This is a genomic window from Marinifilum caeruleilacunae (assembly GCF_013141825.1).
GTDB lineage: Bacteria > Bacteroidota > Bacteroidia > Bacteroidales > Marinifilaceae > Marinifilum > Marinifilum caeruleilacunae.
In genome coordinates this window covers 213,206-227,947 of record NZ_RZNH01000003.1, presented here as the reverse complement: position 1 = coordinate 227,947, position 14,742 = coordinate 213,206, and the positions used below count along the sequence as shown (strand labels likewise).

General features: G+C 29.4%; 14 protein-coding genes. 6 read left to right on the top strand and 8 right to left on the bottom strand.

The annotated features are described in order from the left end of the window. Nucleotides 1-190: 190 nt before the first annotated feature. Nucleotides 191-1,105 (top strand): DNA/RNA non-specific endonuclease, encoded by a 915-nt coding sequence (locus tag ELS83_RS03660; protein WP_171594172.1) that lies wholly within the window; start codon nt 191-193, stop codon nt 1,103-1,105. A 72-nt stretch (nt 1,106-1,177) separates the two neighbouring features. Further along, nucleotides 1,178-1,369, top strand: a complete 192-nt coding sequence (locus ELS83_RS03655) for an amidohydrolase family protein (RefSeq protein ID WP_171594171.1) — start codon at nt 1,178-1,180, stop codon at nt 1,367-1,369. A gap of 1 nt (nt 1,370) precedes the next feature. Here the strand turns inward: ELS83_RS03655 and ELS83_RS03650 are convergent, their stop codons facing one another. Further along, nucleotides 1,371-1,604 (bottom strand): type II toxin-antitoxin system Phd/YefM family antitoxin, encoded by a 234-nt coding sequence (locus ELS83_RS03650; RefSeq protein WP_171594170.1) that lies wholly within the window; start codon nt 1,602-1,604, stop codon nt 1,371-1,373. Between the two features lie 698 nt (nt 1,605-2,302). On the opposite strand from ELS83_RS03650, the gene ELS83_RS03645 reads away from it, so the two are divergent. Further along, nucleotides 2,303-3,088, top strand: coding sequence for a Fic family protein (locus tag ELS83_RS03645; RefSeq protein ID WP_171594169.1), 786 nt, complete (start codon nt 2,303-2,305; stop codon nt 3,086-3,088). 42 nt (nt 3,089-3,130) lie between these two features. Here ELS83_RS03645 and ELS83_RS03640 read toward each other — a convergent pair whose 3' ends face one another. Together ELS83_RS03640 and ELS83_RS03635 are read right to left on the bottom strand one after the other, a co-directional pair. Next, nucleotides 3,131-3,874 (bottom strand): YbgA family protein, encoded by a 744-nt coding sequence (locus tag ELS83_RS03640; RefSeq protein WP_171594168.1) that lies wholly within the window; start codon nt 3,872-3,874, stop codon nt 3,131-3,133. Next, complete coding sequence (locus ELS83_RS03635) at nt 3,867-4,529, bottom strand: RNA polymerase sigma factor (protein ID WP_171594167.1); 663 nt, start codon at nt 4,527-4,529, stop codon at nt 3,867-3,869. The genes ELS83_RS03640 and ELS83_RS03635 overlap by 8 nt, the downstream gene beginning before the upstream one ends. A 225-nt stretch (nt 4,530-4,754) precedes the next feature. Between ELS83_RS03635 and ELS83_RS03630 the strand changes: the two genes are divergently transcribed. From ELS83_RS03630 to ELS83_RS03620, 3 genes are read left to right on the top strand one after another with little or no spacing between them, the layout of a single operon-like run. Then, nucleotides 4,755-5,906 carry an SAVED domain-containing protein gene (locus ELS83_RS03630; protein WP_171594166.1) on the top strand — a complete coding sequence of 384 codons (1,152 nt, stop codon included), beginning with the start codon at nt 4,755-4,757 and terminating at the stop codon, nt 5,904-5,906. Between the two features lie 2 nt (nt 5,907-5,908). Then, on the top strand, nt 5,909-7,135 hold the full coding sequence (locus ELS83_RS03625; protein ID WP_171594165.1) for a nucleotidyltransferase domain-containing protein: 1,227 nt from the start codon (nt 5,909-5,911) through the stop codon (nt 7,133-7,135). Continuing rightward, on the top strand, nt 7,128-7,556 hold the full coding sequence (locus ELS83_RS03620; RefSeq protein WP_171594164.1) for a type II CBASS E2 protein: 429 nt from the start codon (nt 7,128-7,130) through the stop codon (nt 7,554-7,556). Before ELS83_RS03625 ends, ELS83_RS03620 begins: the two co-directional genes overlap by 8 nt. Nucleotides 7,557-7,633: 77 nt before the next feature. Here ELS83_RS03620 and ELS83_RS03615 read toward each other — a convergent pair whose 3' ends face one another. From ELS83_RS03615 to ELS83_RS03595, 5 genes are all read right to left on the bottom strand, one after another. Then, the gene (locus tag ELS83_RS03615; protein WP_171594163.1) at nt 7,634-8,203 is read right to left on the bottom strand and encodes a recombinase family protein; all 570 of its coding nucleotides are present in this window, start codon (nt 8,201-8,203) and stop codon (nt 7,634-7,636) included. Between the two features lie 581 nt (nt 8,204-8,784). Continuing rightward, nucleotides 8,785-11,166 (bottom strand): FtsX-like permease family protein, encoded by a 2,382-nt coding sequence (locus ELS83_RS03610; protein ID WP_171594162.1) that lies wholly within the window; start codon nt 11,164-11,166, stop codon nt 8,785-8,787. A gap of 23 nt (nt 11,167-11,189) precedes the next feature. Then, complete coding sequence (locus ELS83_RS03605; RefSeq protein WP_171594161.1) at nt 11,190-12,893, bottom strand: ABC transporter ATP-binding protein; 1,704 nt, start codon at nt 12,891-12,893, stop codon at nt 11,190-11,192. Next, complete coding sequence (locus ELS83_RS03600; RefSeq protein ID WP_171594160.1) at nt 12,881-14,272, bottom strand: radical SAM/SPASM domain-containing protein; 1,392 nt, start codon at nt 14,270-14,272, stop codon at nt 12,881-12,883. The genes ELS83_RS03605 and ELS83_RS03600 overlap by 13 nt, the downstream gene beginning before the upstream one ends. Before the next feature lie 66 nt (nt 14,273-14,338). Further along, the gene (locus ELS83_RS03595; RefSeq protein ID WP_171594159.1) at nt 14,339-14,503 is read right to left on the bottom strand and encodes a hypothetical protein; all 165 of its coding nucleotides are present in this window, start codon (nt 14,501-14,503) and stop codon (nt 14,339-14,341) included. Nucleotides 14,504-14,742 lie beyond the last annotated feature (239 nt).

The window sequence follows — 14,742 nt, the reverse complement described above, 5'->3', positions numbered from 1 at the left end:
ATCAAAAAAAATATTAGAAGAGGAATATATTTTTTTCTCAAAATATGTTATAACTTATGTACTATAATATTGCGGTAAAGTAAAAAGTTTTGAGTGTTAATTTACATATATCGAAATGCATAATATTGAAAATAACTTGAACTAATCATCTGCAAGCCAATAATTATTAACTAAAATAGATCAATAAGACATGAAGACTTTTAAAAAACAGTTCTATATTCTTATAGTATTTTTTACTTCGTTTTATTCAAGCACTGCAATTGCACAAAAGTATTTCGATGAGCTTACTATTAGAGAGAAATCCTTATATGATGAGCATATGAAATGGGGACAACCGGATAATAATAAAATTTTGGTACGTACTGCTTATGTAAATAGTTTTAATGCTGAATGTAGAATCCCTAACTATACTGTATATCATATAATTCCTGATTACTTAAAAACACCAGAACGAAAATCACGCTTTAAGAAATTTCGCGAGGATCCCGATATTAATGATGCAGTTAAGGATAATGAATATGATGGATTATTCAGAGCCTTTAACTATGCTCGTGGTCATTATTGCCCTTATAAGGTTCTTGGAGGAGATAGGGATAAAGATGGGAAATATGCCAATTTTGACAAAAAAATGTCAGATATAGACGATGAATTAACAATTTTTGAAGGCAACTATATGTCTAATATAGTGCCTCAGCTACATTATGGACTCAACGGTAGTGGTGGAGTTTGGTTTAAGGCTGAAAGATGGATACAGGATGATATCGTTGCTAAAGGAAATGAAGTATGGGTTTATTCTGGAGGTATTTTAATTGATGACAGAGAAGCTGAAAAGGTTGGAGATAATAATTCAATTTTTGTTCCAGACTACTTCTATAAAGTTGTTGTGATGGAGAATGGTGCTGACTTTCCACATGTGATTGTATTCTATTTTCCACACCATGATAGTAAGAATGATTATATTGAGAAGGATATATTTAAATACACTGTTACAATAGATTATCTTGAAGCAATAACAGGATATGATTTTTTCGATACATACCCTGAAGCTATTCAAACCGAATTTGAAACTAAAGAGTTTGATACAACTTTTTGGAGACAATTTTAATTACTTATTTTAAGAAAAGTAAACTTAAAAGGTTTCGAATAGGTAAAATAATATTATTACAAATTTGGACTGATGAGAAATAGTGAAGATAAAAATGAAAAGGTTGAATTAGCATTGTTTGAAGCAATATATCTTATGAGATGGAATGAGGCTAAAACTTCGATGACTGCGGTTTTAACTCCTGAAGAATGTAACCAAATAGTTAGAGATATTTATCATGAATTAGATAAGGCAGGCTATAAAATTGTTAAAAGTAATTACTAAACTAGTTAATTTCTCTTTTCTGATATTCATCCAAAGATTCAGCTAATCTTTGAGCATTTCTCGGATTAGACATCAAATAAATTGTTTCTTGGATGCTCATATATTCTGATTTAGAGATAACAACAATATCGTCACCTTTCGATCTAGTTATATATAAGGGAGCATTGGATGCACATAGTGCATCTAGATGATTTTTTAAATTCCTTCTGAAATCTGAATATGATGTAATTTCCATATTGTGATTGTTACAAATTTGAATAAACCTAATAAAAATTTATAATAATTAACTGCACTATTATAAATGTCGTAATAAGGTAATCAATCGGATTTTTGAATTTCAAATTCATGATCGAAAGTTTCACAACTTACTAAATAATAGCTCACAAACAGATCAATTTTAATCGGCTTAATAGTTTTTATTTTAGAGCTTCCACATTTAGGACATTTTCTGTTCATATATTCTGGATTTTTTAAACTCCTGAAGCTTTTTTAAAATAACATATCGTTATGTAAATTGGAATCGTTGATTTGGTTTAATAGGTTCTTCAATATATACTTTCTCCTTCTAATTGGGGTAAAAGTAATTACTCCATTTCTAAGATTTAAATTGTACTGAATATCTTCTCTTAAGTTAAGTCTATTGCAAGTTTCATTTGGAAGTTCAATATCTATTTTAATATCTCCTTTAACTATTATTACCTTCATCTTTTTGCTGGATTTATGAGTTTATAATTAGATCATTTTTCCATTTAAAGTTACGAACTTAGAAAATGATTCTTTTATTTTAACTAATTAGCTATCCTTTTGTGAGTTAGTGGTGTTGATAACTATAGTCCAAAATTGGAACTACATCAGGAGTGTAATAAGCCTATAAATTTTTAATGTACTAATTCCTTAAATTTAGAGAATTAATTGCTAAATGAAAAAAATAGAATGGGATCAGTTGACATAGAGAATGTTTTCAAAGAATATCGTAAATTAGATTTATCACAATCAAAGGAGGATAAATTTTTAGAGCAGTGCAGATATGTGAACTGCACAAATCGTCTGGAAGGAAATAAATTAACCCTTGAACAAACTATTCAATTGCTTGGTAGTGGTCTTATTTCAGGAAAAAATATAAAAGTAAGGGATATCTATGAGCAGAGAGGAATGTTTAGGGCTCTAAATCGGATGATACAAGCTATAAACCAAAATGAGAAATTTTCAATAGAATTGGTTATTAACATGCATGGTTCTTTATTTGAGGAATTCTGGGAAGATGATGTTTATTATTTTGAAGCTAAGGAAAATAAACAACACAATTATTCATTAAAACAAGTTGATAATCTTCTATCTATTTATTCTCCGGAGTTTGGAATTAAAAAAATCGAACCACTAAGTTCGATAAATGATGTTTACGAGAATATGAATAAAATAATTCATGAAATTAATTCTGGGAATGGTTGTCCTATTATGAAAGGCGTAAAACTAGCAAAGTTTATTTGGCTGCATCAATCATTTATTGATGGAAATAAAAGGCTTGGAAGATTATTAATTAATTACTTCACAATGAAAGAGGGGTATCCATTATTTTCTTATGAAGATATAAATGGAAAAAATTACAATCAAATCATGGTGAATGACTATTTGACTGAGAATGGCGATAAACTATTTGCGTATGTTCAACAAAGGTTGTTGTTATTTATGCAAGATTGTATTGCTAATAATAAAAAATGATACTTCTCCTCCAAAAATTATGGAGAGGTTTGTTGTAAATTGTTAGATAATTACCTCTTCAGATGGTTTGATGCCTTTTTCATCCATCCATTTTATAGCTCTTTGGATACTTGAGGCAGGAAATTTAATTTTTTCTTTAGACCATTTATAAACTTTCTCTAACAGTAAATTTTCACTAACAATTTGATTATTGTCAATTGCTTCTAGCCAGCATGCATAAATAGTAGCAACCAGTTCTACTTTGTCACTTTTACTTTTACGGAAGGTTTCAATTAAGAAATTAATTTGAGTAGAATAATCTTCAAAGTATCTATCATACCAGATTTTATGACTTCCAATATTATCCAGTGGTTTATATAAAGGAAAATCATTTTTTGTGAAATTAAACCATTTGTTTTTTTTAAGTTGTTTATCAATTGATCTCATCATATGTGGATCAAAAGGACCCATTGCTTGCTTTAAAAAATTTGTGTGTATTTGCATATTAGTGCATTGTTCGCACAAATAAATAAGTTTCTGAAGTTTTAAATGCCCCATCGTAAACTCCTTATGTAATTGATAAACAATTTCAGCAGCTAGGATAGTTCTTTTGTGATAGTCAACACCGGATATAACTTTTGATTCTTTTTTTAAAGATTTGAGTATTGACGATGGATTGATAGCATTAATATTTCCCTCAAACGAGTAATCACAGTACTGTTTATTGAAAGAATTTAATTGAGCTTCATTTTTAGGAAAATCAATTCCTATTTCTCCCCAATAATCATCAAAAATAGAATTATTCATTTGAAATGTTTTTAGTTGCTTCCATAACTTCAATATAACTATTGATTTTATCAATGGCCTCCTTTTTATATGAACGGATAGTGTTTTGACTAACACCTAGATGCTCACGGAGTTTAGAGAGTAATGATCTTGGTAAATTACAACCAATTTTTTCATAGTATTTATATGTTAGATATATAGTTCGATGTTTATCAGGGAGTGATAAAATAGCCAAATGCATAATTCTTGCTTTGAGATTCATTTTACTAATGTCAACTTTAGGTAAGTTTTCAATAATTTGCTCATTACCATCATAATAAGTGCCATTTAGTTTCTTCTTTTCTTCTCTAAAATAATTTGTTAACTCTCTTTTAGCAATCCCAAGCAGATACAGTTCAAAAGCAATATCAATACTTGAAGCTTTTGATTTTGTAATATCAAACCCTGGGCTTTTAGCATATTTATAAAATGTTCTTTCTGCAATTGTCTCAGCAACAGTTATATTATAACCAAATTGATTACATCTTATCTCACATTTATTAAGAATTCTCTCTCTAAAACGAGTACATAAAACTGCAAAAGCTTGATCCCGATTTTCTTCTGAAGACTTAATATTTTGAAATTGAAGAATTAGCTCTTGTGTATCTACTTTTTTTAATTGTAATGATTGGATCATTATGCCTGTTCATATTATATACGCAAAAGCGTTGGTAACGATTTTCGTATTGAAATTGCAAGGTGTCGAAAATTTTCAATAATTAATTTTTAAATGTACAAAAAATATAATTATGTGATAAATAAAATTCGATATGATTTGTAAGTATGATAAAGGATGCAATGATATTTATTGGATATGGCTTCAAACATGGTAAATTAATATAAAAATGAATTAGTATTTTAAATGACAAAAAAACAATCTAACAGCAGGCCCTCAATACCAGTATTAGTAAAAACCCAATTGTGGACAAGTTCTGCAGGTCGGTGTCAATTTGAAGGTTGTAACAAACCGCTTTGGCGCCATGGTGCTACTATGAATCAAATGAATATTTCATATATAGCACATATTTATGCTTATTCTCCAAATGGACCTCGCTACGATGAAGTCTTATCTCCAAAATTGGAAATCGATTTTTCTAATTTGATGCTGGTATGCGATGAATGCCATCGTTTAATTGATGATAAAAAGCGCGAGGATGAATTTTCTGCTATACGATTAATCCAAATGAAAAAGGATCATGAGGAAAGAATTGAATTATTAACAGGTATCAGTCCGGATAAGAAGTCACACATTGTTTTGTTTGGTGCAAAAGTAGGAACTCATGATACTCCTTTGTCCTATAATCGTGTTCGTGAAGCAGTAATACCAAACTATTTTCCGGCGGAATATAAAACTATAGATCTTGGTATGCACAATACACTTTTTGAGGACGATAAAGAAATCTTTTGGGAAATTCAAAGAGAAAACTTAAACAATCAATTTTCTGAAAAATTAAAATATTTAGAAGAAAACAGTCCACACCACCATTACTCTATTTTTGCATTAGCTCCTCAACCCTTGTTGATTCAATTAGGTACCCTATTAAATGATATTTATCCTGCTGAAGTTTACCAATTACACCGGGAACCTTCAACATGGAAGTGGCTTGATGAAACGGAACTGATCAAATTTCGATTGGTTGCTCCAGATAAAATAACAAAAAAAGTAGCCTTAAAATTTGAACTTAGTGCAACAATCACTGACGATAGAATTGAATCTGTCCTTGGTGAGGATACCTCTATTTGGTCAATAAAAATAGATTCCCCTAGCAATGATTTTTTAAGAACCAGAAATCAACTTATGGAATTTAGGAAACTTATGCGTTATGCTTTTGATGAAATTAAAGCAAAACATGGACAGGATACGGTTTTAAATATTTTCCCTTCAATGCCTGTTGCTACTGCGGTTGAACTGGGAAGAGTTTGGATGCCTAAAGCAGATATGGGAATGTTAATTTATGACCAAAACAGTAAGAGAAAAGGATTTGTAAAAACTATTGAAATAAAACCCAATTGAAAATGATGACACCTGAACAGAAAATACAAATTAATGATTTGTTGGAAAACTTGGGAGAATCCCTTGACATTAATGAGACACAATATAACGCAGCTGTTGACAGTTATCAGGCAGTAGGAAAATGGCTTTCGGATGAGAAATCAAGTTTGGCACCTTATATGCCTGAAATTTTACCTCAAGGCTCTTTTATGCTTGGAACTATGATCAAGCCTATTAACGAAAATGATGATATGGATATTGATCTGGTTTGCCAATTAAAAGGAAAAAATCCAAACTGGGCTCAGTACGGAGTAAAACAAAAAGTAGGTGATCGCATAAAAGATAACGAAACTTACAAAAAAATGCTTGACGATGAAGGAAGGAGATGTTGGACACTTGAATATCGTCAGGATTCGCCAAATATAAAAGAACGATATCATATGGATATTCTTCCTGCAGTAGTAGACTCTGGTTATCGTGAAGTATTAGAAAAGGCCTTTGCTGCAACTGATCTAGGAGAGGTAAACGATTTGGCAATTCGAATTACGGATAATCAGGATGAGAATTATTATTCAGACACCAATCATCTTAATTGGATGAAAAGCAATCCTTTTGGTTACGGCAAGTGGTTTTTCAATATTGCAAACATTGATTTTAAAAAAGCTATTTGGATGAGTGAGGCAGTTCAACCTGTTCCAAAATACCAGGAGAATAAATTGCCCTTACAACGCGTGATCCAGATATTAAAACGACATCGTGACATCATGTTTAATGGAGATGAACACAAGCCAATTTCAATCATTATTACAACACTTTCGGCTAAGGCATACCGAAGGGAAGGAAATATAATGGATGCTCTTGTAAATATTGTTAATCAATTGGAATTAGAAATTGAAGAGAGATATTCCGAAGAGCATGGAAGAATGATTAAATGGATTGGAAATCCTGTGAATCAGGAAGAAAATTTTGCAGATAAATGGCCAGAGAATCCTAAAAAGCAGGAAAATTTTTATTCTTGGTTAAATCAGGTAAAAAAAGATATAAGTGCTCTATCACTGAAACCTTCATTACCATTAATTGTTGAATCTCTTAAAAGGCCCTTTGGTGAAGATGTTATGAATAAGGCTTTTAATGCTTATGGAGAGCGACTTTTGAAAAAACGGGAAGTAGGCGCCCTTAAAATGGCAAGAGGAACTGGAATTTTAGGAGCGGTAGGAGAAACAGTAAAAAACCACAATTTTCATGGATAAAATAAAAAAAAATATCATTAATTTAGGAATACAAAGAGGGAAATTGAAGAGTTTATTTCCCTCTTCTACTGTTACAATTAGCAAAAATGTACTTACATGGAAACATAACTTGCAGCCAAGTCCATTAAGTGAAAAGTATAAAATTAAATTGATCTACAGGCTAGGGAAATCTCCCAATGTTTATGTCCTTTCACCAGTTTTAAGAAAAAGAAAAAAAGAAGACGATTTCAATCATTTATACAGCGAGGATAAGCAATGGTTATGTCTTTATTATAAAAGGGCAAGAGAGTGGGATACAAGCATGTTGCTTGCTGATATATTGGTACCATGGATATCGGAATGGTTACTTCATTATGAAATTTGGTCAGTGACAGGTAAATGGAATGGAGGAGGAATTCAGCATGATATGGATATAAATTAATATTTAGAAAAATTAAACTACAAACATCGAAGTCATGAATTGATAGATATAATCAGGCAATCCTTCTACATCCATGATTATTTATTTTTCATTTTATCTATACGATAAAAAGTTGTCTTACTAATCCCAGCTGCTTGACATGCTTTATCAATAGGATAATTTTTATTTTCATATAAATGACAGGCGTATTCGTATTTATCAAGGCTATCTTTCGTAGGTCCCTTAGGTCTTCCTAATAACTTTTTCCTTTTTCTGGCATTAACTAGACCTATTTTAGTTCTTTCACTAATTAGATTACGCTCAAATTCAGCTACAGCTCCAAAAATCTGAAGTAAGAATTTACCATTGGCAGAGGTTGTGTCAAATTGTGGTTCAGATAAACTTGTGAAGTTTACTTGCATTTGATTGAATGTTTCAATTAACTCGACCATATTTTTGAGTGATCGAAAAATTCTATCAACGCGATATACAATTACAGTATCTCCTTTTCTAATTGTTTGCATTAATTCTTTGAGACCATTTCTATTTTCTCTAACTCCACTTGCAGTATCAGTATAAACTTTCTTACAACCAGCATCTTTTAACATCGAAATTTGACTACTAATGTTTTGCTCTGGAGTAGAGACCCGAGCATATCCAAATATCATAAATTAGTTTTATAAATGCATAATTTATAAAACTATTAAATAAAACGGAAAATGTAACTATTAAGCTATGATTATTTTTGATTATCTGATTTGTTTTATAAAACGGACGATTTTATGAACTTTATTTTACTCTACAATACTTTAATGATCATCCAAGTTTGATTCAATTACTCTAATTGAATTTATATGGGAACATATTACAGAAAATAAAATCTTATAATCTTCTTTAGTAAAAGAATTTTGATAGTTTTTAATATAAGTGGCAATTCTATATAATATTTCGAATCATTAAAATATATTAGAATTTGAAGTTATTTTATCTCTGGAATTTTGAGATGCTAAAGGAACATCTAAAATAATAAAAGCTGTGAAAGAATTTGATAATAAAAATGTATACAGTGAGAAAATATCAACAAAATACTTGAATGTTCTCTTTTGTATTTATATGATATTAAAAATTCCCTCTCTAAAAGTATTTCAGTTGAAAAATCTAATTAATGTAATTTTCTTTAAAGTGGAGTTTGTGATTTTACCCTTGGATGTTATGATTAGACAAAATACTAACGAGTAAGATTTAATTTTTATTCCTTCTTTAAAATTGTAACTGGCTGAGCTTTAATCATTACAAGGTAGTGATAGATTACTGCCATAATAACTACTACAATAACACTAATTATAGTATATATATAATATAATATGGAAATTTCTATTTTATAAATATACGCATCTAACCAAGTAGATATAAATATAAAAACAAGAGGGGATGATATAATAAACGCAATTAGTATCCATGGTAAAAAATTCTTTATTAATAAAGTAAATAAGTTTATATTGTTTGCTCCCAATACTTTTCGAATTGCAATTTCTTTCTGCTTTTTTTGAAGAAAAAGAGATGAGAATGCCCATACTCCCATTATTGAAATGATAATGGCAATATAACAAAATGTTAATAAAATTCTTTGGATTTGATCTTCGCTTTTATACATTTGATTGAATCGATCCTTTAAGAAGTATGAAAACGGTATATACTCAGGAGCAATATCATTAAAAATTGATTTTATGCGATTTATATTATTCTTTTGATTTATTGAATTAATATTTATAGCTAAATCAGTTGTGCCGGATTTTCCTAAAACAATAAATATAGGTTTAATATTATTATGAAGTGATTCAATATGAAAATTTTGTACAATTCCAATGATGGAGTAAATCTTCCCATCTAGATTAATTTGCGTTCCTAATAGACTTTCTTTTCCAATTGCTTTCGCTGCACTCTCGTTTATTATAGTTACGTCTTTATCTAAATTCTTGTAATTTCTAAAGTTTCTTCCTTCAAGTAAGTTTAATTCAAGTGTAGGGATATAATGACAGTCACCTCTTATAACATTACATTCGGACCATTTAGAATCATGGGCCTGAAATAATTTGAATTCAGCCTCGGGCATTCTTTCGCCTGGAATTTGTTTCGAGCTAGATACATTTTTAACAAATGGTAATTTACATAGCTCACCTTGGATAATAGGTAGTTTTTTCTTTGTTTGATGCGAAATATTTGTAAAAACTAAAACATTGTTCTTATTGAATCCTAAATCTTTTTTCTTTAAATAATTGATTTGTTGGGTAATCTGCAATAAGGAAATTATTAAAAAGATAGAGGATGCAAATTGAAAGCATAATAAAATTTTATATAATAGTGAATTTCTATGAATTCCTGTTGCACTATATCCTGACATAATATTTAATACTGGTAGTTTTGAAAGATATAAAGCGGGATATACTGTTGATAGGAGAATAACTATAATGCCTAAAATAATTAGTATCATTATAGATTTCCATGATAATATTGCACTTAATGGAATTGAAAACCCTAATAGTGGCATGAAATAATTATTTAGACTAAACGCTAATAGGATTGCGATAATTAATGCAATCAGAGGCGGTATCATTATCTCAAGAATTATATTTTGGATTAACTGAATTCTTGATGCTCCGAGAACTTTTTGAATTCCAATGCTTTTTGATCTTTTTTCTGATATAACAGTAGTTGTATTAATGAAGTTAATTGTCGAAATTAAAAGTAAAAGTATTGCTAGGAATATATTAATCTTAACATAGAATAGATTCCCATTGACTTTTAATTCATTTCTAAAGTGAGAGTGTAGATGAATTCTATTTAATGGCTGTAAAGCCATTTGTATTGATCTAGTTTCATTCTTTTTTCTTTCATCGTATTCCAAGTATAATCTACGTGCAATTGAATTAACTTGCGATAGAACATTAACTTGATTAGCTTGGTATTTAATTTTGAAATATGTGTAGAAACTACCTCCTTGATAAAATAAATTCTCTCCAAAATCTTTAGAGGAAATTGGTATTAATAAGTTAAAATCAAAATGTGAATTTGGAGGAAAGTCTTCTATGATTCCAATTACCCTATATTCAATGTTTTTTATTGTTAATATTTCATTTAATCCTGATTTATTGCCAAAATACTTAATCGCCGTTTTTTTGTTTATTATCAAGCTATTTTTCTTGATAAATTGAGTAGAATTACCTTCTATAAATTGGAATGAAAACACAGAAAAGAAGCCTGGATCAACATAGGCTATTTCCGACTCAGAATAAGAGTTTAATTTATTTTTAATTACCAATGTTTGCCATTCTGGATAAATTCGAGTAAAGGATTCTATAGATGGAACTTCTTCATTTATTCGAGGTCCTATGGAATGAATTACACCTGCTGTTTCGCTTACCTCTCCATTTTCAAAAGTGCTTTTTATCGTACTGCGAAATATGTTTTTATAATCTTTATGAAAGGTATCATAACTCAATTCATTAATTACATAAAAAGAAATCAACAATACTGTTGTTAGTGTAAGCGAAAATCCAATTATATTAAAAGCAGAACTAACTTTTTCATTAATTATATTCTTAAAAGCGATCTTTAAAAATGAATTTTTCATGCAGTGTAAATATGAGAAGTTTATTAGATTAAGGAACTAAGAGATTCTTTCAGTTTTTCAGATACTGTGATTTGGTTCGATTTTAAAGTTATTAGGTAATCCAATCTTAGATTTATGTCAAGTCTATGAGTGATAATAATTGTAGTTCGTGATTTTATAAAGTTGTTAAGGTCATTGAATAGTAATTTTTCCGTTTCCAAATCTAAATTTGAGGTTGGTTCGTCTAAAATGAGAATTTTTGGATCCCTAACAATTGCTCTTGCTAATGCAATTCTTTGTTTTTGGCCTATTGATAAATTAATACCCCTTTCATCTAGAATAGTATCATAACCTTTTGGCAGTGATGATACAAAATCATGTATTTTTACTATTTTACAAGCATAAATTATTTTGTCTAATGTAATTGAATTTTTGCCTAAAGCTATATTGTTATAAATGGTGTTATGAAAAAGCATAGGTTCCTGTGTCACGATAGCTATTTGATCTTTATACTTAAAAGAATCTAAATCCTTGATATTAAGATTATCGATTAATATACTTCCATCGTAATTTGTGTTAACCAAGGTTAATAAACTTACTAATGTTGATTTTCCACATCCACTTTCTCCTATTATAGCAACTGTTGATTTTCCTGGAATAAATAAATTACATTTGTTCAGTATTTTTTTTGAATCATATGAAAACGAAATTTCATTAAATTTTATCTCACCAATTAGAGTTTTACTAATATTTTTATTAGATAAAGAAATCGGTTCTTTATATAATTCAAATAAATATTCATAAATACGATCCCAGGCCACCAAAGATTGCTGTATGTTTATGTTGAGTTTTGTGAGTCTATCTGTTGGGCCAAATAAATACCCTAGAAATGAGTTAAATGCAATTAATTCACCTAATAATAAATTACCATTCATAATTTCTGCTATTCCATACCATATAATGAGAATAGGACCAAGACCACCTATAAACCCCACCATAATAGAACTATATGCATTTAGCATTGTTTTTTTGAGACTACTTTTTGTGGAATTTTTCAATAATTTTACAAATTTAATAGCATCATATTTTTGTGCATTAAATTGTTTAAACAAATCTAACAAAGAAATAGATTCTTGAACTTTCTTGGACACTATAGCTTTATGCTCATAGTAAATTTGAGAAGCTTTTTTAACTTTTTTACTATAAAATTGTAATGTTAGAGTATATAAAGGTAATAGTACCACAGAAATTAATGCTAATTTCCAATGTAAATAGAAAATAATACTTATTCCAACGATAAAAGTCAACCCATCTTTAATTATTGTAAAAAAAGACTCAATTAAAAGACTTTGTAATCTTTCTGGATCTTCTTTAATTCTGGACATTATATATCCAGTATGCATTTTCTTTCGAATAAACTGAGGTATTGTTTGTACTTTTTCAAACAGATCTAATTGAATTTTAAAAATAACACATTCATTAAAGCTCTGAAAAAATAAATGCTGAAGTGAATTTGAAACTCCCTTTAATGCAATTAGTGCAATTGCTGACATGCTAATAATGCCTAATAAATTATAATTTTTTGCTGGTAATATTGTATCAATTAAATACATTGTAATCAGCGGTGTTGGAAGAATCAATAATACATTTAGCATCATAAAAAGCCCTCCCCAAAGGGCTTTTTTCTTATGTTGTCGAAAATATCCAATTAGGACACTATATTTATGATTGATTTTCACATTGAACATGTCGATGGATTTAATTCTTTTGTCAATACATTAACAAACTTAATGTATTGATCATTATCTTTTTGAAGCTCTGCTAAATTCAAAATAATTTCTTCATAAAAGCTCTTGGTGGCTTTGCACAATTCTGGATGTGGATTATTAAAGAATACCTTTTTATTATTATCGTAAAACCATCTTAAAACACAGCCGCCACATAAATTCCTTATCCAACAAGAGCTACATGTGCCAATTTTTAATGAGCTAGTTTTTAAAAATGGAAATTGGTCATAGTATATTGATGGGTTGTTAAATATGTTTTCTGAATAAATATTTCCAAAGCTGAATTTATCATCGTTAAGTAAAACGTGACATGGAAGGATCTCACCGTCAACTGAAATTGCGACTATATCTTCTCCAATTGGACACATTTGCCTTTTAGCCCCTTTTGCAATAGAGAGGATTATATCAATAAAATTTTCACTTAATACGATATTTTCGCCATTTGAAGAGTAAAATAACTCTTTAATTTCTTTTGATGTTGGAGTATCTGAAACTCTATCATCATAAGAATCATCAAACATTTCTTCAACAAGAGAACCTTGAATTTTGAACGTATTTTTTATGAAAGAACTTATAGCTTGTTTTGAATAACCTCTGCTATAATGATCATTTGTGTAAGTAGCTTCAAATTTTACTAACGCTTTAGTCTTGCTTTTTATGGTTGTTATGAACTTTTCAATTTTATTATAACTACCATTGCCATTTTTATATTTCCTGTGTAAATCATTTGCTTCTTGTGGACCATCTATACTTACCACTACAGTTTCGAGGTATTCATCAATAAGATCAATTATGCAAGAATTAAGTATCGTGCCATTGGTTATAATGCTGAACTTTGGTATAGGAAACTCTTTTTCATGTTTCCTAAATATTTCACAGATTAACTTTATGATTTGAGGATTCAAAAGTGGTTCGCCTCCGAAAAAAACAATTCCTTCTACTTCTGTAAAGTTGTTTATTAAGAAATAAGCAATATCTTCAGCTGTTTTAGCACTCATTAATTTTTTTTCATGATTATAAGTGCCTTCATTACCATAACAATAAGTGCAAGCTAAATTGCAATCATTTGCTACATGAATTGTCACTCTTGCAATCTTTTTTTTGTTTTTTGAAGATACATTATTAATAGTAGGTACAGAACTGTTAAGGTTATCTACAAACATCATAATATCATCTTCTGACAAATTATGAATCTTAGATAGAATTGATATGTTTTCATCATTAGCAACATCTTCAGCCAGACTATAACTTTTAGATGTTAATCGAAAAAATTTGCTCGATGGGATATGAAAAGCTACATATGTTGTTTTATTCTTTATAAAATGAAAATCTTCTAGCATTTTTTGGTGTGTTTTAAGAAGTTTAGACTTTAGGGTTATTACCCTAAAGTCTTTATATTTGTGTCACTATTCTAATTTTGCTCCCCCGCAATTGCCCCAATCTTTGCCACATCCTCCGCCTTCACAGTTTCCATTACTTCCTCCACATCCACCACATGTTGGAGTTTTTGCTAGATTAAGCTGAGAAATGTCACTTAGATCTACTAATTCAAAACCTAATAAATCATTCATAATTAAAAAAAATTAAAAGTTAATAAAAATTAATAATAGGGATCCCATATCTTTATTGCTTCAAGTCAGCAAAATTTCGAAAAAACATAAAAAACAACGGTAAGCTGTTGTAGGCTTTTTAAAAATTTCTAATAACTAAATCTAATAAAATTTCATTAGCTGATAAATAATAAATTAAATCGAAATCAATGCCCGTAAAAGGTTAAAACACAATGTTTGAGCAATAGTGCGGGAAAGAG